20 protein-coding genes and 1 tRNA gene are annotated in these 23,281 nt (G+C 70.5%); 11 read left to right on the top strand and 10 right to left on the bottom strand.

All coding sequences use genetic code 11. From position 1 onward, the window contains the following. Positions 1-183 precede the first annotated feature (183 nt). Positions 184-1,350 (bottom strand): ROK family transcriptional regulator, encoded by a 1,167-nt coding sequence (locus tag ACQHII_RS30285; RefSeq protein ID WP_427922242.1) that lies wholly within the window; start codon positions 1,348-1,350, stop codon positions 184-186. Between the two features lie 56 nt (positions 1,351-1,406). Between ACQHII_RS30285 and ACQHII_RS30280 the strand changes: the two genes are divergently transcribed. The 3 genes from ACQHII_RS30280 (at position 1,407) to ACQHII_RS30270 (ending at position 3,949) form a co-directional block, all read left to right on the top strand. Next, a complete protein-coding gene (locus ACQHII_RS30280; RefSeq protein WP_427922241.1) occupies positions 1,407-2,492 on the top strand; it encodes a Gfo/Idh/MocA family protein in 1,086 nt (361 codons plus the stop codon). Continuing rightward, positions 2,489-3,019, top strand: a complete 531-nt coding sequence (locus ACQHII_RS30275; protein ID WP_427922240.1) for a heme-degrading domain-containing protein — start codon at positions 2,489-2,491, stop codon at positions 3,017-3,019. Before ACQHII_RS30280 ends, ACQHII_RS30275 begins: the two co-directional genes overlap by 4 nt. Before the next feature lie 63 nt (positions 3,020-3,082). Then, entirely contained in the window at positions 3,083-3,949 is an 867-nt protein-coding gene (locus ACQHII_RS30270) for an LLM class F420-dependent oxidoreductase (RefSeq protein ID WP_427922239.1), read from the top strand. A gap of 8 nt (positions 3,950-3,957) precedes the next feature. Here the strand turns inward: ACQHII_RS30270 and ACQHII_RS30265 are convergent, their stop codons facing one another. From ACQHII_RS30265 to ACQHII_RS30245, 5 genes are all read right to left on the bottom strand, one after another. After that, entirely contained in the window at positions 3,958-6,066 is a 2,109-nt protein-coding gene (locus tag ACQHII_RS30265) for an acyltransferase family protein (RefSeq protein WP_427922238.1), read from the bottom strand. Positions 6,067-6,133: 67 nt separating this feature from the next. Next, a complete protein-coding gene (locus ACQHII_RS30260; protein WP_427922237.1) occupies positions 6,134-6,991 on the bottom strand; it encodes a fumarylacetoacetate hydrolase family protein in 858 nt (285 codons plus the stop codon). Positions 6,992-7,122: 131 nt separating this feature from the next. Further along, positions 7,123-7,779: a membrane protein insertase YidC gene (gene yidC, locus ACQHII_RS30255; RefSeq protein WP_427922236.1), complete on the bottom strand. Its 657-nt coding sequence runs from the start codon at positions 7,777-7,779 to the stop codon at positions 7,123-7,125. A 71-nt stretch (positions 7,780-7,850) separates the two neighbouring features. After that, on the bottom strand, positions 7,851-8,141 hold the full coding sequence (locus ACQHII_RS30250) for a DUF6412 domain-containing protein (protein ID WP_427922235.1): 291 nt from the start codon (positions 8,139-8,141) through the stop codon (positions 7,851-7,853). Between the two features lie 42 nt (positions 8,142-8,183). After that, positions 8,184-8,711 carry a winged helix-turn-helix transcriptional regulator gene (locus ACQHII_RS30245; protein WP_427922234.1) on the bottom strand — a complete coding sequence of 176 codons (528 nt, stop codon included), beginning with the start codon at positions 8,709-8,711 and terminating at the stop codon, positions 8,184-8,186. A 68-nt stretch (positions 8,712-8,779) separates the two neighbouring features. Between ACQHII_RS30245 and ACQHII_RS30240 the strand changes: the two genes are divergently transcribed. After that, the gene (locus ACQHII_RS30240; RefSeq protein WP_427922233.1) at positions 8,780-10,189 is read left to right on the top strand and encodes an MFS transporter; all 1,410 of its coding nucleotides are present in this window, start codon (positions 8,780-8,782) and stop codon (positions 10,187-10,189) included. 25 nt (positions 10,190-10,214) lie between these two features. Here ACQHII_RS30240 and ACQHII_RS30235 read toward each other — a convergent pair whose 3' ends face one another. From ACQHII_RS30235 to ACQHII_RS30225, 3 genes are all read right to left on the bottom strand, one after another. Then, the gene (locus ACQHII_RS30235; RefSeq protein WP_427922232.1) at positions 10,215-11,324 is read right to left on the bottom strand and encodes a CU044_5270 family protein; all 1,110 of its coding nucleotides are present in this window, start codon (positions 11,322-11,324) and stop codon (positions 10,215-10,217) included. After that, complete coding sequence (locus ACQHII_RS30230; RefSeq protein ID WP_427922231.1) at positions 11,321-12,043, bottom strand: RNA polymerase sigma factor; 723 nt, start codon at positions 12,041-12,043, stop codon at positions 11,321-11,323. The genes ACQHII_RS30235 and ACQHII_RS30230 overlap by 4 nt, the downstream gene beginning before the upstream one ends. 101 nt (positions 12,044-12,144) lie before the next feature. Next, positions 12,145-12,915, bottom strand: a complete 771-nt coding sequence (locus ACQHII_RS30225; protein WP_427922230.1) for a class E sortase — start codon at positions 12,913-12,915, stop codon at positions 12,145-12,147. 228 nt (positions 12,916-13,143) lie between these two features. Between ACQHII_RS30225 and ACQHII_RS30220 the strand changes: the two genes are divergently transcribed. From ACQHII_RS30220 to ACQHII_RS30195, 6 genes are all read left to right on the top strand, one after another. Next, positions 13,144-14,619, top strand: a complete 1,476-nt coding sequence (locus ACQHII_RS30220; protein WP_427922229.1) for a beta-1,6-galactanase — start codon at positions 13,144-13,146, stop codon at positions 14,617-14,619. 29 nt (positions 14,620-14,648) lie between these two features. Continuing rightward, positions 14,649-15,881: an MFS transporter gene (locus ACQHII_RS30215; protein WP_427922228.1), complete on the top strand. Its 1,233-nt coding sequence runs from the start codon at positions 14,649-14,651 to the stop codon at positions 15,879-15,881. A gap of 154 nt (positions 15,882-16,035) precedes the next feature. Continuing rightward, on the top strand, positions 16,036-17,055 hold the full coding sequence (locus tag ACQHII_RS30210; protein ID WP_427922227.1) for a hypothetical protein: 1,020 nt from the start codon (positions 16,036-16,038) through the stop codon (positions 17,053-17,055). 196 nt (positions 17,056-17,251) lie between these two features. Next, complete coding sequence (locus ACQHII_RS30205) at positions 17,252-18,832, top strand: ATP-binding protein (protein WP_427922226.1); 1,581 nt, start codon at positions 17,252-17,254, stop codon at positions 18,830-18,832. 116 nt (positions 18,833-18,948) lie between these two features. Then, positions 18,949-21,840: a Z1 domain-containing protein gene (locus tag ACQHII_RS30200; protein WP_427925437.1), complete on the top strand. Its 2,892-nt coding sequence runs from the start codon at positions 18,949-18,951 to the stop codon at positions 21,838-21,840. A gap of 54 nt (positions 21,841-21,894) precedes the next feature. Beyond that, positions 21,895-22,296, top strand: a complete 402-nt coding sequence (locus ACQHII_RS30195) for a very short patch repair endonuclease (RefSeq protein ID WP_427925436.1) — start codon at positions 21,895-21,897, stop codon at positions 22,294-22,296. Positions 22,297-22,350: 54 nt separating this feature from the next. Here the strand turns inward: ACQHII_RS30195 and ACQHII_RS30190 are convergent. Then, positions 22,351-22,416: transfer RNA gene (locus tag ACQHII_RS30190), tRNA-Ser, on the bottom strand. A 110-nt stretch (positions 22,417-22,526) separates the two neighbouring features. Here ACQHII_RS30190 and ACQHII_RS30185 point away from each other — a divergent pair. After that, positions 22,527-23,270: a DNA cytosine methyltransferase gene (locus ACQHII_RS30185; protein WP_427922225.1), complete on the top strand. Its 744-nt coding sequence runs from the start codon at positions 22,527-22,529 to the stop codon at positions 23,268-23,270. The last annotated feature ends 11 nt before the right edge of the window (positions 23,271-23,281 follow it).

The following is a 23,281-nucleotide window of genomic DNA, read 5'->3' as shown; positions in this document are numbered from 1 at the left end:
TGAGCGTGCCGGAGAAGGGGGCCGGTGGAGGGTGACGCGGCCGTCGGTGTGCCTCGAACGGGCGCGGATCCGTGCCTCGAACGGGCGCGGCGGGACCCCTGTTCCGCGAAAGTGTCACAGTTCGCAGGGAAAGTGACACACTTTTTCAGAACACCTCCCCCCCCACCTCTCCCACCCGACGCCCTACCCGTCCGCCCGCCCGAACAGGGGTCCTAGCAGCAGCTGCGCCGCCCCCTCCGCGACGCCCCGCGCCCCGCCGGCGGCGATCCGCACCGGTACGGCGGCCTCGCCCGCGCCCTCGCGCCGGGCGTGTTCGGCGAGGACGGCGGCGACTCCGCGTACGAAGGGCTCCGGGTCGGCGGCGACGGTACGGCCGCCCAGCAGCACGAGGTCGATGTCGAGCAGCCCCACGAGGTTCGCGGCGCCCGCGCCCAGCACCCGCGCCGCCTCCCCCACGTCCCCGCGCCCTACGGCGGCCAGGCACAGGGCCTCGATACAGCCCCGGTTCCCGCAGCCGCAGGGCGGCCCGTCCAGCTGGATGACCTGGTGCCCGAACTCCCCGGCCCCGGTGCGCGCCCCCCGGTGCACACCGCCGCCGATCACCAGCCCGGCGCCCAGCCCCGTACCGAGATGCAGATAGGCGAAGGCCCCGCCCTCCCCGCCGACGGCCAGCCCGAGCGCGGCGGCGTTCGTGTCCTTGTCGACGACGACGGGCACCCCGAGCCGCCGCGAGAGCGCGTCCCTGAGCGGAAACCCGTCCCACTCGGGGAATCCGGTGACGCGATGCAGCACACCGTGGATGTGATCGAGGGGACCGGGCAGGGCCACGCCCACACCGAGCAGACGGCCGTCGGCAGAGAGAGCGGCAGGCGCGTGACCTCCGGCCACCTCCCCCACCAGCCCCGCCACCTCCCGGGCCACCGCCTCAACGACCACCGCGGCACCCGCCCCGAGGTCCAGCGGAGCGCCGCGCTCCCCGACCACCGTCCCGGTGAGATCGACGAGGACGAGCCGCAGTTCGTCCCGGTCGAGGTGCACGCCGACCGCGTGGCCGGCCTCCGGGACCAGGCGCAGTACGGTGCGCGGTTTGCCGCCGGTGGAGGCACGGCGCCCGGCCTCCGCGACAAGGCCGGGTTCCCGCAGCCGGGCCGTGATCTTGCTGACGGCCTGGGGGGTGAGCCCGGTGCGGTCGGCGAGTTCGAGACGGCTGATCCCGTCCGGCCCGGCGGTCCGCAGCAGGTCCAGCACCAGCGCGGTGTTGTGACTGCGCACGGCGAGCAGATTCGCCCCCACCGCACCCGTACCCGCCGTAGAAGATCCGGCTCCACTCCCGCTCCGCGCACTGTTCACTCCCCCATTCTCCCCACCACTTGCACTTTGGCAACAGCGTTGCGAAAGTGGAGGGCATGACTGGACGCACCACTCGCACACCTCTCCGCGTCGGCCTCGTCGGCTACGGCCTCGCGGGCTCCGTCTTCCACGCCCCGCTGATCGCCGCCACCGAGGGCCTCGCCCTCGACACGGTCGTCACCTCGAACCCGGAGCGGCAGGAGCAGGCCCGCGCCGAGTTCCCCGACGTCCGCGTCGCCGCGTCCCCGGACGAACTCCTGGACCGCGCAGCCGAGTTGGACCTGATCGTCATCGCGTCGCCGAACAAGACGCACGTGGCGCTCGCGACGGCGGCGCTGAAGGCCGGTCTGCCGGTCGTCGTGGACAAGCCGATCGCCGGCACGGCGGCCGAGGCCCGCGAGCTGGCGGCCCTCGCCGAGCAGCACGGCCTCCTCCTCTCCGTCTTCCAGAACCGCCGCTGGGACAACGACTTCCTGACTCTCGGCAAGCTCCTGGCCGAGGGCGAGCTGGGTGACGTATGGCGCTTCGAGTCCCGTTTCGAGCGCTGGCGCCCGCAGCCCAAGGGCGGCTGGCGCGAGTCCGGCGACCCGGCAGAGATCGGAGGTCTCCTCTACGACCTCGGCAGCCATGTCGTCGACCAGGCGCTGACCCTGTTCGGGCCCGTGACCTCCGTGTACGCCGAGTCGGACATCCGCCGCCCGGGCGCGGAGACGGACGACGACACGTTCATCGCACTGACCCACGCGAACGGCGTCCGCTCGCACCTGTACGTCTCCGCGACCACCGCCCAACTCGGCCCGCGTTTCCGCGTGTTGGGCTCCAAGGCGGGCTACGTCAAGTACGGCCTGGACCCCCAGGAGGCGGACCTGAGGGACGGGAAGCGCCCGGGCGCGGTGGCCGGCTGGGGTGAGGAGCCGGAGTCGCTCTACGGCCGGGTCGGCTCCGGCGAGTCCCCGCTGACCGGCGGTGGCCGCCCCGAACCCACGCTCCCCGGTGACTACCCCGCGTACTACGCGGCCGTCGCCGCCGCCCTCCACGACGGCGCCCCCAACCCGGTGACCGCCCTGGAGGCGGCCGCCGCCCTCGACGTACTGGAAGCCGCGCGCCGCAGCGCCCGCGACGGAGTGACGGTGACCCTGTGACCCAGCACAAGCCCGCGATCACCCAGCGGATCGCCCCCGAGATCACCCCGACGGTGGAGGAACTGGAGGCGCAGGAACGCCGGTTGGTGTTTCGGCACTTCACCCACGACGACGCCTGGGCGCTCGGCTCCCTCCTCGTGGAACTCGCCCGCGAGAGCCAGGCCCCGGTCGCCGTCGACATCCGCCGCGCCGGCCAGCAGCTCTTCCACGCGGCGCTGCCGGGCTCGACCCCCGACAACGACGCCTGGATCGACCGCAAGCGCCGGGTCGTCGAGCGTTTCGGCGCCGCCTCCTACCTGGTCGGCACCCGTTTCCGCGCCAAGGGCAGCACCTTCGAGGACTCCTCCCGCCTCGACCCCGACGAGTACGCGGCCCACGGCGGCTCGTTCCCGATCAGGGTCGAAGGCGTCGGCGTGATCGGCACGGTGACGGTGAGCGGCCTGCCGCAGTTGCAGGACCACCGGTTCGTGGTGGCGGCGCTGGAGCAGTTCCTGGGCGACGACACGAAGGACGAGGACCGGAATTAACCCCGGGCTCCCTCCGGTTGGGACTGTCCGAGACGACGTCCGACACCGGAGGGAACGAGACCGATGAGCAGTGCCCTGAAGGAGAAGGTCGGCCGGTACGGCATCTGGAGCGTGGCTCTGCGCTCCGAAGATCCGTCCCGGCAGGGCGAGTTGGCCGAGGCCACGGCCGAGCTGGAGCAACTCGGCTACGGCGCGGTCTGGTTGGGCGGCAGCAGTTCCGCCCGCAACGCCGCCCCGCTCGTCGGGGCAACGTCACGGATCGTCTTCGGGACCAGCATCCAGAGCATCTGGCAGTACCCGGCGGCCGAGAGCACGGCGAGCTTCGCCGAACTGGAGCGGGCCCACCCGGGCCGATTCCTGCTCGGCCTCGGGGTGGCCCACGCCAAGAACACGGCCGAGTACCGCCGCCCGTACTCGGCCATGGTCACCTATCTGGACGCCCTGGACACGGCAGGCGTACCCGCCGACCGCCGTCTCCTCGCCGCGCTCGGCCCGAGGACGATCGAGCTGGCCCGGGACCACGCGGCGGGCTCGATCCCCTATCTGGTCACACCGGAGCACACGGCACGCTCCCGCGAGATCCTGGGCGAAACCCCGCTGCTGGCACCGGAGTTGAAGGTCGTCCTGGAAACGGACCCCACCCGCGCCCGCACCCTGGCCCGCGAGGCCCTCGCCCCCTACCTCGCGCTCCCGAACTACACCGGCAACTTCCTGCGCAACGGCTTCGCCGACGACGACATCACGGACGGCGGCAGCGACCGCCTGGTCGACGCGGTGTTCGCGTGGGGCGAGGAGACCCGGATCCGGTCCCGGATCGACGAGTTCCTCGCGGCGGGCGCGGACCACGTGGCACTACAGGTGGTGGACGGCGCCTCACGCGAGTCCCTGCCGCGCGAGGCGTGGCGCACCCTCGCTTCTCTGCTGGCCTGAACCGGGGGTCACCCTCCGACGACCCCCTGCTTCCCCAACTCCTGTCGCAGCACCGGAGTCAGCGCCTCCGCGTAAGTCTCCGCCATGTGGCTCTCGTCGCGGTAGACGAAGGTGTCGCCCACCGCCACGGGGCAGCGGCCCGCCGTGGGGCAGAGCCAGGGCTTGGGGTCGATCACCGTGGCGCCGGCACGGAGCGCGCCCTGGCGGTTGGCCTCGCGGAGGGTGGTGTTCTTGGTCGCGTCGCGCTGGTCCTGCTCGCACTTCTCCAGCCGCAGGGGATGGGCCGACGCGCATTCGACGGGGTCGCCCTGCGGCCAGGGGGTGTCGAGCAGGACGGCCACATGGTCTGCGGCGCGGGTCAGCCGGTCGTACACGCGTGCGTAGCCCGCCGTCCACTCGGCCGACGGGTCCCGCATCGGGTTGAACGGCGCGGCCACCTCGGAGGAGGAGGCCACGACCAGCATCGGGTGCAGGTCGGCGATCCGGTCCAGCGCGTCCTTCCGCCAGGTGTCGCACGAGGTGTACGGGCCGTGGTTGTTGACGGTCGTGATGTCGGCCGTCTTGCAGGACGACTTCGTCAACGACACGAGTTTCCAGCCGTATTGGCGGCTCAGCTGCTCCAGCGCCGGGAACCACTGGGCGGCGTGGGAGTCGCCGTAGAGGACGACGACCTTGGTGGACGAAGGGTCACCGTAGACGCAGGCGGGTGAGCGGGTGACGACGTAGTTGAGGTGGCAGCTGTCGCGGTAGACGGCGGAGCGCTTGGCCTTGATGGCCGTCAGTTCCGGGGACAGATTGCCCGGCAGCGCGGTCTCGGCGCCAACGAGGAGGTCGGCGAGCCGGGCCTGGGGGTCGGGTGCCTTCGTCAGGGTCTCGGCCAGCCCGGGCATGCGGACGGCCGAGCCGATCGACGGCGGGAAGGAGGTCGCGACGACGGCGACGGACACCACCGTCGCGGAGAGACCGAGGCCCAACCCCACGGCCACCGTGGGCCGTTGACGCAGTGCGCCGCTGAACCGGACCGGGTTCTCCACCAACCGCAGGCTCACCCATGCCAGCGCCAGGGCCACCGCGCACAGCGCGAGGTTCGTCCGGGGCCCGGCCGCCCGTTCCAGGGCCATGGGGCCGATCACCAGCAGCGGCCAGTGCCAGAGGTACCAGCCGTAGGAGAGGTCGCCCAGCCGGGCCAGGGGGCGCACCCCGACCAGCCGGGAGGCGGCGGACGGGGCGTCGGCGCGGCAGCCGCCCGCCATCACCAGGGCGGCGCCGAGCACGGGCAGCAGCGCGAAATGGCCGGGGAACGGGGTGTCGGCGTCGTACAGCGTCGCCGCCGCGACTATGCCGGCCAGCCCCAACCAGGCACCGGAGGCGGCCAGTTGGCGTGGAAGTCGGTCGAGTGACCCGGCGCCGAAGGCCAGCAGGGCGCCCACTCCCAGTTCCCACAGCCGCGCCTGCGGACCGAAGTACGCCCAGGACGGCGAGACTTCGATCGTCCGGACACCCAGGACGTACGACACCACGCACAACACGCCGAGCGGCAACACCCGCAGCCCCGGACGTCGTACCAACTTCCAGCTGACCAGCAGGAGTACGGGCCACAGGAGATAGAACTGCTCCTCCACGGACAGCGACCACAGGTGCTGGAAGGGCGAGGGCGAGCTGCCCTCCTGGAGGTAGTCGGTGCCCGACCGCGCGAGGTCGATGTTCACGAAGTACAGCGCGCCCGCCGCCGCGTCGTGCATGAACTCGGCGTAGCGGATCTTCGAGGCGAAGAGCCGGCAGCCCACGACGGTGGCCAGCGACACCAGGGTCGCGAGCGGGAGGATGCGCACGGCACGGCGGGCGTAGAAGCGCCGCAGGGAGAGCGACCCGGTGCGCTCCGTCTCGCGCAACAGGCCCGAGGTGATGAGGAATCCGGAGATCACGAAGAAGACGTCGACCCCGACATAGCCGCCGGCGACGTGCCGCACTCCGGAGTGGGCCAGCACGACGAGCGTGACGGCGAGGCCGCGCAGCCCCTGGATGTCGGGCCGCAGCGGTGGCCTCGCCGCAGGGGCGGACCGCGGGTCCGGTGCCGTGTCGCGCGCCGGACCGGCGGCCGTCGGGGTGTACGTCATACCCGGAACTGTCCTACAGGCGACGGTCGTTCCGGTGATTCACCTCACAATGGTTCCCCGTTGTTCGTCAGGCGTCCTTCAACTCCTGCCGCTGCCGCCCGAGTCCGGCGATCTCCAGCTCCACGACGTCACCGGCCCGCAGGAACGGCTTCGGCTCGGGCTGCCCGAGCGCGACCCCCGCCGGCGTACCGGTGTTGATGACGTCACCGGGGTACAGGGTCATGAACTGGCTCACGTAGCGCACCACTTCGGCGACCGGGAAGATCTGCTCGGCGGTCGTGCCGTCCTGCTTCAGCTCACCGTTGACCCACAGCTTCAGCGAGAGCGCCTGCGGGTCGGGCACCTCGTCGGACGTCACCAGCCACGGCCCCAGCGGGTTGAACGTCTCGCAGTTCTTCCCCTTGTCCCAGGTCCCGCCCCGCTCGATCTGGAACTCCCGCTCGGACACGTCGTGCGCGACCGCGTACCCCGCGACATGCGCGAGCGCCTCCTCGTGGGAGTCCAGGTAGCGGGCCGTACGCCCGATGACGACGGCGAGTTCGACCTCCCAGTCGGTCTTCACCGACTTGCGCGGGACGAGCACGGTGTCGTAGGGCCCGACGACCGTGTCCGCCGCCTTGAAGAAGATCACCGGCTCGGCGGGCGGCTCGGCGCCGGTCTCGCGGGCGTGGTCGTGGTAGTTCAGCCCGATGCACACGACCTTGCCGATCCGCGCGAGCGGCGGCCCGATGCGCAGCCCGTCGGCGTCCAGCGCGGGCAGCGACCCCGCGTCGGCCGCCGCACGGATGCGGCCGAGCGCGGCGCTGTCGGCGAGCAGCGGTCCGTCGATGTCCGGGACGATGCCCGACAGGTCCCGCAGGATCCCCTCGGCGTCGAGCAGCGCGGGCCGCTCCGCCCCTGCCGTACCGACTCGCAGCAGCTTCATCTTCACCATCTCCATCGATCGCGCGGGCGCCGTCGACCGATGGGTGCAGCCATCGGATGACTGGTCGATCCTCCAAGGTCGCAGTCCAGTCCGCAATACCCGGTTCACGGACTGGACCGGCACCGCACGGCTCAGCTGTAGAGCAGAGCCCGTTCGACCGCGCTCCAGGCCGCGCTGGTCACCACGTACAGGGCGACGGCGAGCGGCACCACGGCCACGGTGACGAGGGTGAGGAAGGACGTGAACGGCAGCACCTTGCCGACGGCGCCGGCGTCGACGACCGTCCGCCGGGCACGGACGTAGTTGAAGCCGGCGACCACGGCCACGACGAGGAACAGGCCGACGTACACGAGCCCGGCCGGCCCGAACACCCCGCCCCCGGCGAGCGCGTCGGCCCACCGCCCGCCGAGCGGCGCGGCGAACAGCTGGTGGGTGAGCAGTTCGTCGCCACCGCCGGAGAACAGCCGGTACAGCAGGAAGAACGCCGGGAGTTGCAGCAGGCTCGGCAGCAGCCCGGACAGCGGCGACACCTTGGCGTCGGCGTGCAACTCCATTACGGCTGCCCGCAGTTTCTCCGGCTGCTTCGCGTACCGCTTCCGCAACTCGGCTACCTGCGGCTGGAGTTGGGCCCGCGCCCGCTGTCCGCGCGCCGCGGCCCGGGAGAGGGGATGGACGAGGAGTCGTACGAGCGCGGTGAACAGGACGATCGCGGCGGCGACCGCGGACGGGCCGAACAACGGGTGGAGCAGGTCGGCGAGTTGGCCGACGGCATGGGTGAGTACGGACATGGGTGAGCCCTCCGTGGGTCTCGTCGTGCCGGAGTGGGGCATGGCGAAGTGACGACCCGCGCGGGAACGCGTTACGCGGTGGTCGTCCGGAGGGCGGTGCCGGGTGCTCGGGGGCGGGGGCGGCCCGAGGCGTCGGGGTCGCGCTGGGGCAGGAACGCCGTACGGCGGGCCCGGTCGCGGATGGCCGTACGGACCCGGGTGGGCGGTACGGCGGGCGCGCTGCGCGCGGTGAGGAGGGCGCAGACGGCGAGGGCGGTGCCGGTCGCGGCGAGCGCGACGGCGGCCGGGAGGCTCCCGGTGTCGGCCAGCACCAGCGGGAGCAGCAGCACGAGGAGCAGCACGGCGGCGCGATCGCGGACCATCGGCTGCTCCCTCCCCCTCAACTGCCGTTCTCTTACCGTCCGTTATACCTGATCGGACTCGAACGGCTGGAGCAGGCGCCGCGGTTTGAGGAGGGCGCGGCTGATCGGGTCCGCCGGGTTCGGGTCGAGGCCGGGGCCCGGGTCCACGAGGACGTCGGGGACGGGGACGACGACCGCGCAGCGCGGGCACTCGCCGTACAGGCCGAGTTCGGTGCCGCAGCCGGCGTGCCGGAAGTAGCGCAGCTGGGGTTCGTCGAACTGCTCGCGGCCCCAGCGGCCGAGCGAGCGCAGCGTCGGCCACAGGGCGAGCGCGCGGTCCGTGGGGACGTACTCGTCGCGCGGCGGCGACTCCTGGTAGCGGCGCTTTTCGAGGATGCCCTCGGCGGTGAGCGCCTGGAGGCGGGCGGCGAGGACCGCGCGCGGGATGCCGAGGTGGACGAGGAAGTCGTTGTAGCGCCGTACGCCGTAGAGGGCGTCGCGGATGACGAGCAGCGTCCAGCGCTCGCCGACCACCTCCAGTGCCCGGGCGATCGAGCACTCCTGCGTCGCGTAGTCCTTGCCCAGTGCCATGCCGACCACCTTAGCCATTTTCCGACTCAAGGTTCAATGAACGAACCGACAGTGCTACGGTACTCCACATGACTAGGTTCAGTGAACGAACCCTCTCCCGGGTCTCCGCTCCGGTTTCCGAAAAGCCCGAGGTCACCGAGGCCGACGCGCCCCGCCCCCGCGCAACCCTCGCCCTGACCAGCGCGGCCACCGCCGTAGCGCTGATGACGTACACCGCGCCGATGGTCACGCTCCCCGACATCGCCGCGGCCCTGCACACCCCGCTCTCCGCCCAGGCCTGGCTGCTGAACGGCACCCCGCTGGGCCTCGCCGCGCTGCTCCTGGTCGCCGGCAGCCTCGCCGACGACTACGGCCGCCGCCGGATCTTCCTCGCCGGCACCTTCGCGCTCGGCATCACCACCGCGCTCTCCGCGCTCACCTCCTCGACCCTGCTGTTCACCCTGACCCGCATCGCGCAGGGCGCCTCCAGCGCGGCGCTCCTCGCGAGCAGCCTGGGCCTGATCGTGCACGCCTTCCCGACCCCGCGCGGACGGCTGCACGCGACCGGCGTCTGGGGCGCGTTCGTCAGCGGCGGCATAGCGGTCGGCCCCCTGGTGACCGGCGCGATGCCCGACTGGCGCCTCGCCTACGCCGTCCTCGGCGCCGCCGCCCTGATCGTGGCCGCGCTCGGCGTCCGTACCCTCTCCGAGTCCCGCGCGCCCCGAGGCGGCCGCCCCGACCTGGCCGGAGCGGTCACCTTCGGCCTGGCCCTGGTCGCCCTGGTGGCCGCACTCACCCTCGGCCGCGACGGCTGGCTGCGCGCCCCGGTGGGTCTGCTGTTGCTGGCGGCCGTACTGCTCGTCGGCGTCTTCGCCCTCGTCGAACGCCGGGGTACGACCCCGATGATCGACCTGAGCCTGCTGCGCCACCGCCTCTTCCTGGCGTCGTCGGCGGGCGGCCTCTTCACGGGCTTCGCGGTGATCGGCCTGTTCAGCTTCCTGCCCGCGCTGCTCCAGCAGACGCTGGGACTGTCCGCGATCGACACGGCCTGGCTGTTCCTCCTCTGGTCGGGCCTGTCCTTCACGGTCGCCCTCCAGGCCCGCCGCCTCGCCGGCCGCGTCTCCTCCCGCCACCAACTCGCCCTGGGATTCCTGCTCCACGCGGTCGGCGTCCTGACCATGCTCGGCGCGCTGGACTCCGGTTCCTGGACCCGGCTGCTGCCGGGACTGGTGATCGCCGGGGTGGGCAGCGGCCTGCTGAACGCCGCGCTGCCTCTCCTGTCGGTGGAGTCGGTTCCGGCCGCCCGGGCCGCGATGGGCTCCGGCGCGCAGCAGACCTTCCGCTACATCGGCTCCTGCGCCGGGGTCGCGCTGACGATCGCGATCGCCACGTCGGCGGGCGGCGGACTCGCGCGCGGCGCGGACATCGCGATGGTGGTGTCGGCGGGACTCGCGGTGCTGGCGGCGGTGAGCATGGTGGTCCTGCGGGAGCGGGTGTGAGCCCTCTCCCGGGGCGCGTGGCCCATCAGGGCCGCTCACCCGGCCTGTCCACGACACCCCAGGCGGCCCGGGCCGTGATCATCACGTCCGCGTCCAGCGCGGGCGAGGCCGTCGCGTACGGCCCCTTGGCACCCTTGGCCCGCCCGGAGATCCTGAACGGCGCGGTGTGCCTGGCCTCCGCCAGGTACGCGTACGTCCTCGGGTCGAAGAACAGCTCCTGCTTGCCCAGCCAGCCCGAGGGCGTCGGCTCGGCGTACGTGACGGTCACCCCGATGGCAGCCCGGCCGATGGGGTCCTTGACGCCCTTCTCCACCCGGGCACCCGGGATCTTCGCGAGCGCCCGGAACAGGCCCGCCTGAGCGTTCGGCGGGATCAGCACGGAACGGTAGAGGACGTCGATCTCCCGCCAGTCCCGCTGCGCCCGGGTCTCGCCCTTGATGTCACCGATGGCGTGCTCCTTGCGGATGGCGGCCATCATGCGGTCGGGATCGCTCGGGAGCGTAGCCAGGAAACGGTAGAACTGGCGCTGGGACCTGTCGTCGTAGCCCTCCCGCTTCCACTTCTCCTCCTGGTTGGGGCCGTACCAGACCGAGAGTTTGTCCGGGTCGAAGCTCGACGTGGCGTTCGGGCCCGGGACGCCCGGCAGTTGGGCGGAACCGGTGCCGTCCCAGCGGGTCCACTGCTCCGCGCTCCGGGGCGTCCCCTGGTCGAAGGACGTGGTCTTCTCGTAGACCCACTGCTTGGGGCCGGGCTCGGTCGCGCCGAGCTTCTCCACGGTGGCGGCGGCCAGTTCGAGGGTGTCGGCGGAGGCCTGCGCGGAGAGCAGCCGGCGGCCGGCGGGGGCAGTGGTGGTGGCGCGGGCGGTGCCCGGACTGTCGTCGTCGGAGAGGGCCGCCACGATCCCGCCCGTGACGACGACCCCCGTGGCCGCCGCGGCGGTCATCAGGACGAACCTGCGGCGGGGCAGCGCGACCGGGGCGGGCCGGTCGGCGCGGGCCGCCTCCTGCCGGAACGCCTCGGTGAGCAGGGCCCGTTGGGGCGCGAGACGGTCGCTGTCGGGCAGCGGGACGTCCGCGCGCAGGGCACTCAGGTGGCTGAGGTCGCTCAGGTCACGTGCGTCGGCGGGCTCGTTCATGTGGGATCACCTTCCGGGACGTGCGGTGCATGCGGGACCTGCGGTGCGAGGAGTTGGCCGGTCTCGGGTTCGGCTTCGGGTTCGAGCTCGGGTCCGGTTTCGCCGCGCCCGTCGAACGGGTTGTACGGGGATGTCGTCGCCCGGAGTTTCCGGCGGGCCCGGTTGAGCCGGGAGCGGACGGTACCGACCGGGATGTCGAGGGCCTCGGCGATCTCCTGGTAGGTGAAGTCGGCCCAGGCGAACAGGAGCAGCGCGTGCCGGTCCCCCTCCGAGAGCGCGGCCAGCGCCTTGGCCAGCGGGCGGGCGGCGGCCTGCGCGGTGACCCGGTCGTCGGCGGAGTCGGTCCAGGTCTCGGCCACCGGGTCGTGCCCGGTGCGGGCCAGCAGCTTCAGCGCCCTGACCTCCTCACGGCGGTGCCGGCTGATCAGCTTCGCCGCGATGCCGTGCAGCCAGGGGCGGACACCGGCCCGCGCGCTGTCGTAACGGGCCCTGATCCGGAAGGCCGTCAGAAAGGTCTCGGCGGTGACGTCGTCGGCCGCGTCCCGGCCGAGGCGCCGGGCGACGTACTGGTGGATGGTGGGCGCGTGCCGGTCGAACAGCACGGCGAAACGCTCGGGTTCGTCGAGCGAGGCGGCGACGAGGACGGCGTCCGCCTGTCCGAGGTCACCTGTTGGGTCACTTCTCGGAGAGGAACGGCACAGTGAATCGGGATCGGTCATGGGCGGTCCGTGTCGTCGGAGGAAAGGGACGGCGTTCACCCAGTACTTGCCGACTGACGGGGATCGGGTTCACGGACCCCCAGTGTCACGGCCCCCCGGTGTCACGCGCGCGGTCGCGTGGACGTGAGCGTGCCCCACACCGCCATCCGGTACCGGGAGGTGAACTCCGGGGTGCAGGTGGTGAGGGTGATGTAGTACCCGGGCCGGCTGTAGCCGTAGGACGGTTTGACGGTCGAGCGCGGGATCGGCCGGATGACGCCGGAGTCGGCGGCGGAGGTCTGCGGCAGGATCTTGTCGACCGTGTAGGTGTAGACGGCCGTGCTCGTCTCGACCTGGACGGTGTCCTTGAGCCGCAGTCGCGGGAGATACCGGAAGGGTTCGCCGTGGGTGTTGCGGTGCCCGGCGAGCGCGAAGTTCCCTGCCTGGCCCGGCTGTTGGGTGCCGGGGTAGTGGCCGACGTACCCCTTGTTCAGCACGTTCCGCTTGCTGACGCCCTCCGCGATCGGGACGCGGAGGTGGAGGCGGGGGATGATGAGGATGGCGTAGGCCTGGGAGGGGTGGGGGGTGGCTGTGCTCGTGGCCGTGCTGCTCCGGCGGGATGAACTGCCGTCCGCAGTACCCGTGTTGACTGATGGACTACCGCTGCTCACGGCCCCCGGTGTCGGCGTCTGCGTCGCCCACTGCCGTTCCAGTGCCTGCACCTGATGCTCGGCGCCCTGGCGGGCCTCCCGGTTGGTCCACCACAACTGCTGGACGACGAGAAGCAGCAGGACGACCCCGGCGGTGACGAGGAACTCGCCGCCCGTCCACAGAACGCGTCGGCGCAGCGCACGGTGTCGACGGCGGTGCTGCTGTATGACGGGGACCCGCATGGGCGGCACGATAGGGGCGAGTTCGCGAACTCACCAGACACACGCCTCCAGTTACCGGGAAGGGTCCCGTTCGATCCTTCGTACACGGGTTTTAGAAAGGGGCCGAGAAAGGGGTGTCACAACCCTCGACAACCCCAGGCACCACACCCGATGCTTCCTGGTGGCACGAGCCGGGGGGATGGCCGACGCCGGTGGGACGACCGGCGGTTGAGCGAATCGGGAGAAGAGATGATCCGACGCAGAACCCTGCTGGCCGCGGCGGGCGGTGGCCTCCTCGGCACCACCCTGGCGACCGGTACCGCACGGGCCGACGCGACGATCGCGGTCAACCCGTCGACGACGTACGGCACTTGGGAGGGTTGGGGCACCTCGCTCGCCTGGTGGGCGAACGTCTTCGGCGCCCGCGACGACTTCGCCGACATCTTCTTCACCACCAAGTCGACGACGTACAACGGCACTTCGCTCCCCGGCCTCGGCCTCAACATCGCCCGCTACAACCTCGGCGCGTGCAGCTGGAACTCGGTGAGTGGCGAGTCGATGGTCGCCTCCGCCAACATCCCCGCGTTCAAGCAGATCGAGGGCTACTGGCAGGACTGGAACAACGAGGACCCCACGTCCTCGGCGTGGAAGTGGACGGCGGACGCGACCCAGCGCGCGATGCTGGTGAAGGCGACGGCACGCGGCGCGACCACCGAGCTCTTCGCCAACTCCCCCATGTGGTGGATGTGTCTGAACCACAACCCGTCCGGCGCCTCGGGCGGCGGCAACAACCTCCAGTCCTGGAACTACCGCCAGCACGCCTCCCACCTGGCGTCCGTCGCCCTCTACGCCAAGAACAACTGGGGCGTGAACTTCGCGACGGTCGAGGCCTTCAACGAGCCCTCGTCGAGCTGGTGGACGGCGACCGGCACGCAGGAGGGCTGCCACATGGACTCGACGGTCCAGGCGGCCGTATTGCCGTATGTCAGAAGCGAGTTGGACGCCCGAGGCCTCACAAGCACGAAGATCTCGGCGTCCGACGAGACGAGCTACGACCTCGCGCGCACGACCTGGAGCGCCTTCTCCTCCACGACGAAGGGCTACGTCAACCGCGTCAACGTCCACGGCTACCAGGGCTCGGGCGGCCGTAGAGACCTCCTGTACACGGACGTGGTGACCACGTCCGGCAAGGCGCTCTGGAACTCCGAGACGGGCGACAGCGACGCCACCGGCCTGACGATGGCGAGCAACCTGCTCTACGACTTCCGCTGGCTGCACCCCACGGCGTGGACGTACTGGCAGGTCATGGACCCGTCGTCCGGCTGGGCGATGATCGCGTACGACCAGAGCACGCTCACTGCCGGCGCGGTGCAGACGAAGTACTACGTGATGGCCCAGTTCAGCCGCCACATCCGCCCCGGCATGACGATCCTGGACACGGGCGTGAGCTACGCGGCGGCGGGCTACGACGCCTCGGCGAAGCGCCTGGTGATCGTCGCGGCGAACACAGGCTCGTCGTCGACGACTTTGACCTTCGACCTCTCCAAGTTCACGACGGTGGCGGGCGGTACGAGCGGCCTGGTCCCGCGTTGGAACACGGTGACGGGCGGCGGAGGCGACTTGTACACCTCCCACTCGGACACGTATCTGAGCGGCAAGACGGTGAGCGCGACGTTCGCGGCCGGGGCGGTGCAGACGTTGCAGATCGACGGGGTGGTGATCTGACCGCTCAACTGGGAGGCGGTGGTGGGCGGTTGGGCCTGCCGGCGCTGGCGCTCGGCGGTTTCGGAATCGGTCTCACCGAGTTCGTGATCGCCGGGCTGCTGCCGCAGGTCAGCCGCAGCCTCAACGTGTCGACGGCCGCCGCGGGCTGGCTGATCTCCGGCTACGCCCTGACGGTCGCGGTGGGCGCGATAGGGGTGACGGCGGCGACGGCGGGACTGCCGCGCAAACCGGTCCTGCTCGGCCTGGTGGCCCTGTTCGTCGCGGGCAACCTGCTCTGCGCGATCGCCCCCAACTACCCCACCATGCTCCTCGGCCGCGTGGTGGCCGCCCTCTGCCACGGCACGTTCTTCGGCATCGGCTCACTCGTCGCCCGCCGCCTGGTCCCACCGGAACGGGCCTCGCGGGCCGTCGCAATGATGTTCGCCGGCCTGACGGTGGCGAACGTGCTCGGCGTCCCGTTCGGCGCCCTCGTCGGCGAAAGGTGGGGCTGGCGGGCCACGTTCTGGGCGATCACGGGGACGGGAGCGGTGGCGCTGGCGGCGATCGCGGTACTGGTACCCGGCTGGGCGGGCCGAGTGAATGGGGCAGCGGGTCTACGGACCCAGCTCCGCTCCTTCCACTCGCTCCAGGTATGGCTGACCCTCACAGCCACGGCCCTCGGCTACGGCGGCATGTTCGGCGCGTTCAGCTACCTCGCGTACACCTTCACCGAGGTCACGGGCTTCTCGACGACGGACGTCGCCTGGCTGTTGGTCGTCTACGGCACGGGCCTGGTCGTAGGCAATATCGCGGGCGGCCGGAGCGCGGACCACAACCGTGACGTGACGCTGATCGCGTCGCTGGTCGGGCTGACGGCGACCCTGACGGCCTTCGGCCTGCTGGCGAGCAGCCGCCCGGCGTCCGTGATCCTGGTCTTCCTGCTGGGCGTGTTCGGCTTCGCGACGGTCCCCGGGATGATCACGAGGGTGACGGACGCGGCGGGCGGCGTACCGCTGGCGGCCAGCGCGAACGTCTCCGCGTCGAATGTGGGGAACGCGGTGGGGGCATGGCTGGGAGGCGTCGTGATCAGCGCGGGGTGGGGGTATACGGGGCCGTTGTTCGTAGGGGCCGAAATTGTGGGGGTGGGGGTGGGGGTCATGGGCTGGGCGGCGTGGACGGTGAGGGCGGCCGGAGCGGCAGGGGCGACAGGGGCCACGGCGTTGGCATCGACGTTGGCATCCGCGCCAGTGTCGGCAGAGGACGCGGCGGCGCGGCGGTCGTAAACCTGCTGGAGGCCCGGGAGCCACCCGGCGTTCCCGGGGGCCCGGCCTCCCCACGCCCGCCCCACACCTGTCCCCCGTCTCTCTCACTGGCCGACCTGCGGATATCTCTCCCCTTGCCTCCATCTGTGTCGGCATCGGCAGTACCGTGTCGTTCATGCGCCCCGACACGCCCGCCGAGAACGTCGACCACCCCGCCGAAGCGGCCCGCCTGGAGCGGACGGCCGCCCGCTACCCCGAGGACGCCGAGGCCCTGCTCCTCCAGGCCGCGGCCCACCTCGAACTGGCCGGCGACCGCCCCGCCGCCACCGCGCTCTACGACCGCCTGCTGTCGTCCCCGGACACCCTCGAAACCCCTCACCTGGTACGGGCCCTCAAGGCCTCGAACCTCTGGGAGTACGGCCACGAGGCCGAGGCCCGGGCGATCATCGACGGCGTGCGGGCCGCGTCCCCGCGCGATGCCGCGCCCTGGGTGATCGTCGCGGAGTCCCTGGAGTCCCACGACGAGCTGGAGGCGGCACAGGAGACATTCACGGAGGGGGTGGCTCTGTTGTTGACGGACGTCCCCGAACCGCCGTACTCCACCCACCCGTTGCTGTTCGGCCGACACCGGGTACGGCGGATGCTGGGCGTGTCGCACGACGAGTGGGACACGCTGGCGGATTCCTTGCATTCGTCGTCCGTCTCCCTTGACGAGCTGCACGACCCGAAGCGGGTGTGGTCGTTGGGGTCGGACAACCCGGCGGAGTTGGAGGCCGAGATCTCACGGCTCCGGGCGGAGCTGGGGGCGTTCCGGGAGGCGTTGTCCCGCCCGTTCCCGGTGGCCGTACTGCACTGGCCGGAGGGCGAGTTGGCGGAACTGGTGGGGGCGTATGCCTCGCTGGCCGTGGAGTATCCGTCGCATGAGGAGCACCTCGCGACGATAGAGGGGTCGCTGCGCGAACTGGCGGCTTCGGGCACCCCGAACCTCGGGATCGTGACGGGGACGGTGCCGTCCTATGAGGCGTTCGCGGCTTCGGAGGGGGCCTCGCCGGGGGACGTTGACCTGCTGCCGCAGTATGCGACGACGCTGGCGGCGAGGGGGCGGGCTGTGGCTTGGCCTCCGCAGCGGGGGGCTTCTTGTTGGTGTGGGTCGGGGACCAGCTACGAGGGGTGCCACGGGGCGCAGGCCGTCTGACCTCGACGGGACCCGCCCGTCCGCGGAATCCGCCCGAAGCCCTCTCGGCGTTCCCGCGACACCCCCTGAACGGGCGATCCCTTTCCCCTCGATCCCTCTCTCCTTCATACCCCGTACGCGCTAACGTCACAGGAGACCGGCCCCATTCGGATGCCCGCAGACATCTCGGGCATGTCCCTGCTCAAGGAACTCTTGTATGCAGCCGTACCAGCCCTCCGCCGACTGGCAGTTCGACGTACCCACAAGCGGAAACAAGCAACTGCCACCGGCGGCAAGGTCGTTCGAGTCGCTCGCGCACCAGGGGTACGGCTTCGAGGCGGCCATCACAGACCTGATCGACAACTCCATCGACGCGCACGCCAGTGACATCGTCGTGAGTCTCCTCCGGGACACAGGCGAGCGGGACGGTCGTGATCGGCTCGTCGGTCTGCTCGTCATCGACAACGGGGACGGCATGGACGAGGCGGGCCTGGACACGGCGATGACTGTCGGCGGGCGCAAGGGATACGCGCCCGGCTCGCTCGGACGCTTCGGTGCCGGTCTGAAGGCCGCTTCCCTCTCGCACGCCGAAGCGCTCACCGTGATCAGCCGGACCAAGCGGAGCCCGTCCGCGGGCCGCCGCTGGCTCACCACCCGCGCGCAGGCCGACTTCACCTGCGACATCGTCGACGCGACGTACTGCCAGGATCTGATCGACCGGTACGACGGCGTCATCGGCTGGCACGGCACCATCGTCCGCTGGGACCACGTCCGCACGTTCGACACCATCGCGGACGGCCAGACCGATCGGTATCTGGAGGCCGCGATCGAGCGGTTGGAGACCCATCTGGGTCTCTACCTGCATCGGTTCCTCACCCGCGAGGGCTTCAATATCGACATCGTCGTCGAGGACGTGCACACCCGGGAGGAACTGGACCACCGGGGTGTGGAACCCATCGACCCGTTCGGGTACCGCGTGCCAGGACGGGCGGGCTACCCCCGTACCTATGCCGCTCCCGTCGCGGGTGTCGGCGACATCAGCCTCACCGCGCACATCTGGCCGCCCAAGTCGCCGCTCGTCGCGTACCGGGGCATCGGGCCGCTCAGCGAACGTCAGGGGTTCTACCTCTATCGCAACGACAGGCTTGTCCAGGCCGGCGGATGGAACGACACCCGGAGCGCTGAGAGCCATCTCGCCCTCGCCCGGGTCGTCGTCGACCTGCCGCCCGAGCCGAACGACGTGTTCGCCCTGACCGTCAAGAAGGACGGGGTCCACGTCACCCCGGCCTTCGCTAGGGGGCTGGAGAAGGCGACGGACCCGTCGACCGGTCACGCCTTCGCCGCCTATGTCCAGGAGGCCGAGACCACCTACCGGGAGGCCGCCCGGCGTCGCACCGAGGTCAGACGCAAGGCGGTCGTCCCGCCGGGCAAGGGCATCGATCCGAAGTTGAAGAGGACCCTGCGGGACGAGTTGCCGCAACTGGAGGGCGAGGAGCCGATCACCTTCGTCTGGGACCGGCTCAGGGTTCCGTACGGTGTCGACTCTTCGGATCTGCTGTTCACGATCGAGCACAAGGAGCGTCGGGTCGTCCTCAACAGGGACTACCGGCAGGTGTTCAACGGTGGTCGCCACGGCGGCTCCAACGACGCCCCGGTCCTCAAAGGCCTGCTCTATCTGATGCTCAACGAGATCTTCCAGAAGGAACGGCTCTGGGCCAACCAGACCGACCGGATCGCCCTGTGGAACAGCATCCTCGTCTCGGCGGTGCGCGCCGAACTCGCCCGCGACGAGGGGTAGTCACCGCCCCGCTGTTCCCGCCCGCCATCACAGAGAGTCTGCCGACCGCCGTGACCGAGAACTCGCCAGCCGCTCCCGACCTCCTCGTCGACCTCCACGGAGAGGCGCTCGACGCGATGGCCCGGCGCGGCCCCAGACATTTCGCCAAGTTGGTCTTCGCTCTCTCCGACGGCGACGAACCCGGGGACACGGACATGCTCCGCTTCCAGGACCGCGTCCTGGAAGCGGACCCCGGCGACGAACTGCTCACCCTCTGGCGCCGTAGGCTCACCGCTTGGGACTTCGAGACGTCCCCGGCCTGGTCGGAGACCGCGCCCCGCACTCCGGAGCGGCGCGCGGAGGTGTACGAGAAGCTCGCCTTCGACCCCGGTCTGCGCAAGGCGTTCGACACCGTCGTCCACGTCCACACGGAGCCGGGCCCCGTCACCATCAGCCGCGAGTTCCAGCCCTGGTACACCCATGAGCAGGAGGCGAACCGCTCCTTCTACTGGACCTCGTACGAACGGCTGTTGCGCCGCAAGCGTTGGAGCGACGCGGCGGTCTCCAGCCTGGAGGAGGCCGCTCACGCCGTCGTCGAGCGACTCGCCGACCCCACCCGCGACACCCCCTGCGGTGCCCGCGGGCTCGTGGTCGGCTATGTCCAGTCGGGCAAGACCGCCAACTTCACCGGGGTCACGGCCAAAGCTGTCGACGCGGGCTATCGGCTGGTGATCGTCCTGAGCGGCACCCTCAACCTGCTGCGAGCACAAACCCAGCGACGTCTTGACATGGAACTGATCGGCAGGGAGAACATCCTGGGCGCCGCCGACCCGAACGACCCGGACGCCCTGGTCGGCGTCGACTACCAGGACGACGAGGACTGGCCCGGGAAGTTCGTCTCCTTCGGTGCGCGTCCCTCCGTGCTCGGCTACTTCGACATCGAACGCCTCACCTCGCGCGACCGCGACTACATGTCGCTCGAACGCGGCATCAGCGCCCTGGAGTTCAAGAAGGCCGACCCCGCTCTGCCGCTGTACAACCCGGTGAACCTGCGTGCCACCCCGGCTCGCGTCATGGTCGTGAAGAAGAACAAGTCGGTTCTGGAGAAACTGGTCCGGGATCTGAGGAAGTTCGGCCCGGCCCTCGGTGAGATCCCTGCCCTGATCATCGACGACGAGTCGGACCAGGCCTCGGTGAACACCACCGACCCGAGGAAGTGGGAGAAGACCGGAACGGTCACCCGCACCGCGATCAACGGTCAGATCAGCAAGCTCCTTCAACTCCTGCCCCGCGCCCAGTACGTGGGCTACACCGCAACCCCGTTCGCCAACGTCTTCATCGATCCCGGCGACGAGAAAGATCTCTTCCCCCGCGACTTCCTCATCTCCCTTCCCCGGCCGGTCGGTTACATGGGTGTGCAGGACTTCCACGATCTGGATGGCACCGAGGACGAGGCGGGCAGCGCCGAGGAGAAGCACGTCCGCGGCATCCACGACTCCACAGGCGACCGGCTTCAGGAGGCGCTGGACGCCTTCGTCCTCACCGGTGCCTTGAAGCTCTACCGCGCCCAACACGGTGTTGACGACGAGCCGTTCCGCCATCACACGATGCTCGTCCACGAGTCCGTGCGGATGGCCGAGCACACTGCGCTAGCGCAACGCATCACCACGCTGTGGCAGAACTCCGCGTACACCGGTCCCGAGGGCCACGCGCGCTTGGCGGACCTCTTCGAGAAGGACGTCCGGATCAACGTGGACGACTCGTTGCCCACTCCGACGACGTACGCGGACCTCAAGCCGTATGTGCACGAGTCCCGCCGGCTCATCAATCGGGGCGGCGCTCCCGTCATCGTCGTCAACGGCGAGAGCGAGCACGACTACTCCCAGTCCGACCTGGACTTCGACCGCACCCCGAACGTCTGGAAAATCCTCGTCGGCGGTACGAAGCTGTCCCGCGGCTTCACCGTCGAGGGCCTGACGATCTCCTACTACCGCCGCACCACCCAGCAGGCCGACACCCTGATGCAGATGGGCCGCTGGTTCGGCTTCCGCCCGGGTTACCGGGATCTCGTACGGCTGTACATCGGCCGCGAGGAGCAGCTCGGCCGGAGTCGGTCCTCGAAGAGGGTCGACCTCTACGAGGCCTTCGAGGCGATCTGCCGTGACGAGGAGGTCTTCCGTGCCGAACTCGCCCGCTACGCCCCTCTGGTGAACGGCCGCCCGCAGGTCACCCCGGCGCAGATCCCTCCCCTCGTGGCCCAGCATCTGCCCTGGTTGAAGCCGTCGGCCCGGAACAAGATGTTCAACGCGGAGCTGGTGGAGGTACGTTCGGCGGGTGTGTGGCAGGAACCCACGGCTTATCCCGAGGATCCCGACTCCCTCCGCCACAACGTGGAGTGCTGGGAACCCGTCCTCGGCGCCCTCTCGCCCGCCGTGGTGTCGCTCGCCGTGGAAGGCGGCCCCGGGTTCGACGCCCGGTTGGGCACGGTGTCCCACCGGGACCTGGTCACGGTGCTGTGCGACCTCCGCTGGTCGATCCCGGAACAGTTCTCACCCCACCTGGAGTTCCTGCTGGGCGCCGGACAGGATCCGGTCACGATCGACGACTGGGTCGTGGTCACGCCGATGCAGACGTCGGCCCGCGGGAACCAGGCCCGTGTCCTGGGGCACGAGCCTTTCTCCCTCGCCCAACGCACGCGGCGCCGGAGCAATGTGTTCGGTGCCATCCGCGACCCCAAGCACGTGGCGCCGTCGATGCGTTTGGCAGGGGTCCCCGAGCTGACCGGCAACGCGGCCGTCGAGCAGCACGTCCGTCCGCGTCGAGGTGCGCTGGTGCTGTATCCCGTCGTGGAGGCCGAGCCCCGGACCCTGTCCGACGGGTCGGTGGACCCGCGTGATCTGGTGATGGCTTTCACCTTCGTCGCCCCCAGGTCCTCCGTAGGACCACAGCGTCCGTTGGTCCGGTTCCGCGCCATCGACTCCAGCCGGCAGGATGCGGTGGTCATCGACTGCGCCGACCTACGCTCCTGAGGCAATCCGACATTGGACGACGTGAGACCTTCCTCGCCCGGCGTCTCCGCACGCATGTCCCGACAGCCCAGCAAGGACACGGCGGCCGAACTGGCCGTACGTCGCCTGCTGCACGCCGCGGGACTGCGCTACCGGGTGGAGTACCCGGTGCCCGGCATGGCGCGGCGTCGCATCGACGTGGCCTTCACCGGGACCAGGGTGGCCGTCCTGATCGACGGGTGTTTCTGGCACGGATGCCCGGTGCATGCGACTCAACCGAAGGCCAATGCGGAGTGGTGGCGCAATAAGTTGGACCGGAACATGGCTCGCGACCTGGAGACAACCGCGCACCTCGTCGCGCAGGGGTGGACAGTGCTGCGTTTCTGGGAGCACGAAGACCCTGACTCGGTGGCCGCACGGGTGTCGGCCACTGTGGAGCAGCGGCGTACAGAGCGAACGAGGGGGAGAACAAGATGAGTGGTTTGACCTTAGTGGACGTGTGCTCGGGGGCAGGCGGGCTCGCGCTCGGACTGGAGCAGGCGGGATTCGAACCGCGCCTCCTCCTCGACGACGACGAAGCAGCCGTCACCACTCTGCGGACCAACCGGCCTCAGTGGAACGTGCTCCACACGGACCTTCTGGATTTCGATCCGGCCGAACACCCCGTGAGCCATGACGTGGATCTTCTGTCGGCCGGCCTACCGCGAGTGAGGTCGAGCGCGACCGTCGGACGGGCGGACTCGCAGGCGGAGGAGCGGTTGTTGAAGGCCGCGGTCTACCTCGTCCACGCGATCAGGCCTCGGGCGGTGCTCATCGAGAACGTTCCCGGTCTCGCCGAATCGGACGAGTACCAGCCGTTCCGTGATTTCGCACATGCCGAACTGGCCCATCTGGGGTACGAGTTCAGCTGGTTCGTCCTGAACGCCGTCGACTTCGGGGTGCCGCAGAACCGTCGACAGGGCGTGCTGGTGGCCGTGGAACGGCAGCGGGCCGAGGCGTTCCGGCAGCCGATGCCCACCGTCGAGGAGCCCATGACGGTCGGCGCGGCATTGGAGGCCTCCATGGCCTCCCACGGCTGGAAGGACGCTGCCCGCTGGGCCGCCCAAGCGGACCGTCCCGCTCCGACCCTCGTCGGGGGCTCACGGAATCGGGGCGGCGCCGATCTGGGGCCGTCCGGAGCCAAGAACACGTGGGCGACGATGGGAGTGAACGCCCATACCGTCGGCGACGTGATACCCGACTCCGATTTCGACTGGAATCCGGAGCTGGGCCGGGACGGCATGGTGAAGCTCACGGTGGAACAGGCAGCGGTGTTGCAGGGCTTCCCCGAGACCTGGGAGATCACGGGGCTCAAGACCTCCCGATACCGTCAGGTCGGTCAGGCCACCCCGCCCCCCGTCGGGCGAGCCCTGGGCCGTTCTGTGCTGGCGGCCTTGAACGGAAAAAGATGATCTTTGGGCCG

Origin of the sequence: Streptomyces sp. cg40, assembly GCF_050320165.1 — a bacterium.
GTDB classification, from domain to species: Bacteria; Actinomycetota; Actinomycetes; order Streptomycetales; family Streptomycetaceae; genus Streptomyces; species Streptomyces hokutonensis.
Note: the sequence above shows the minus strand (reverse complement) of the source record. Positions and strands in the feature narration are given on the sequence as shown.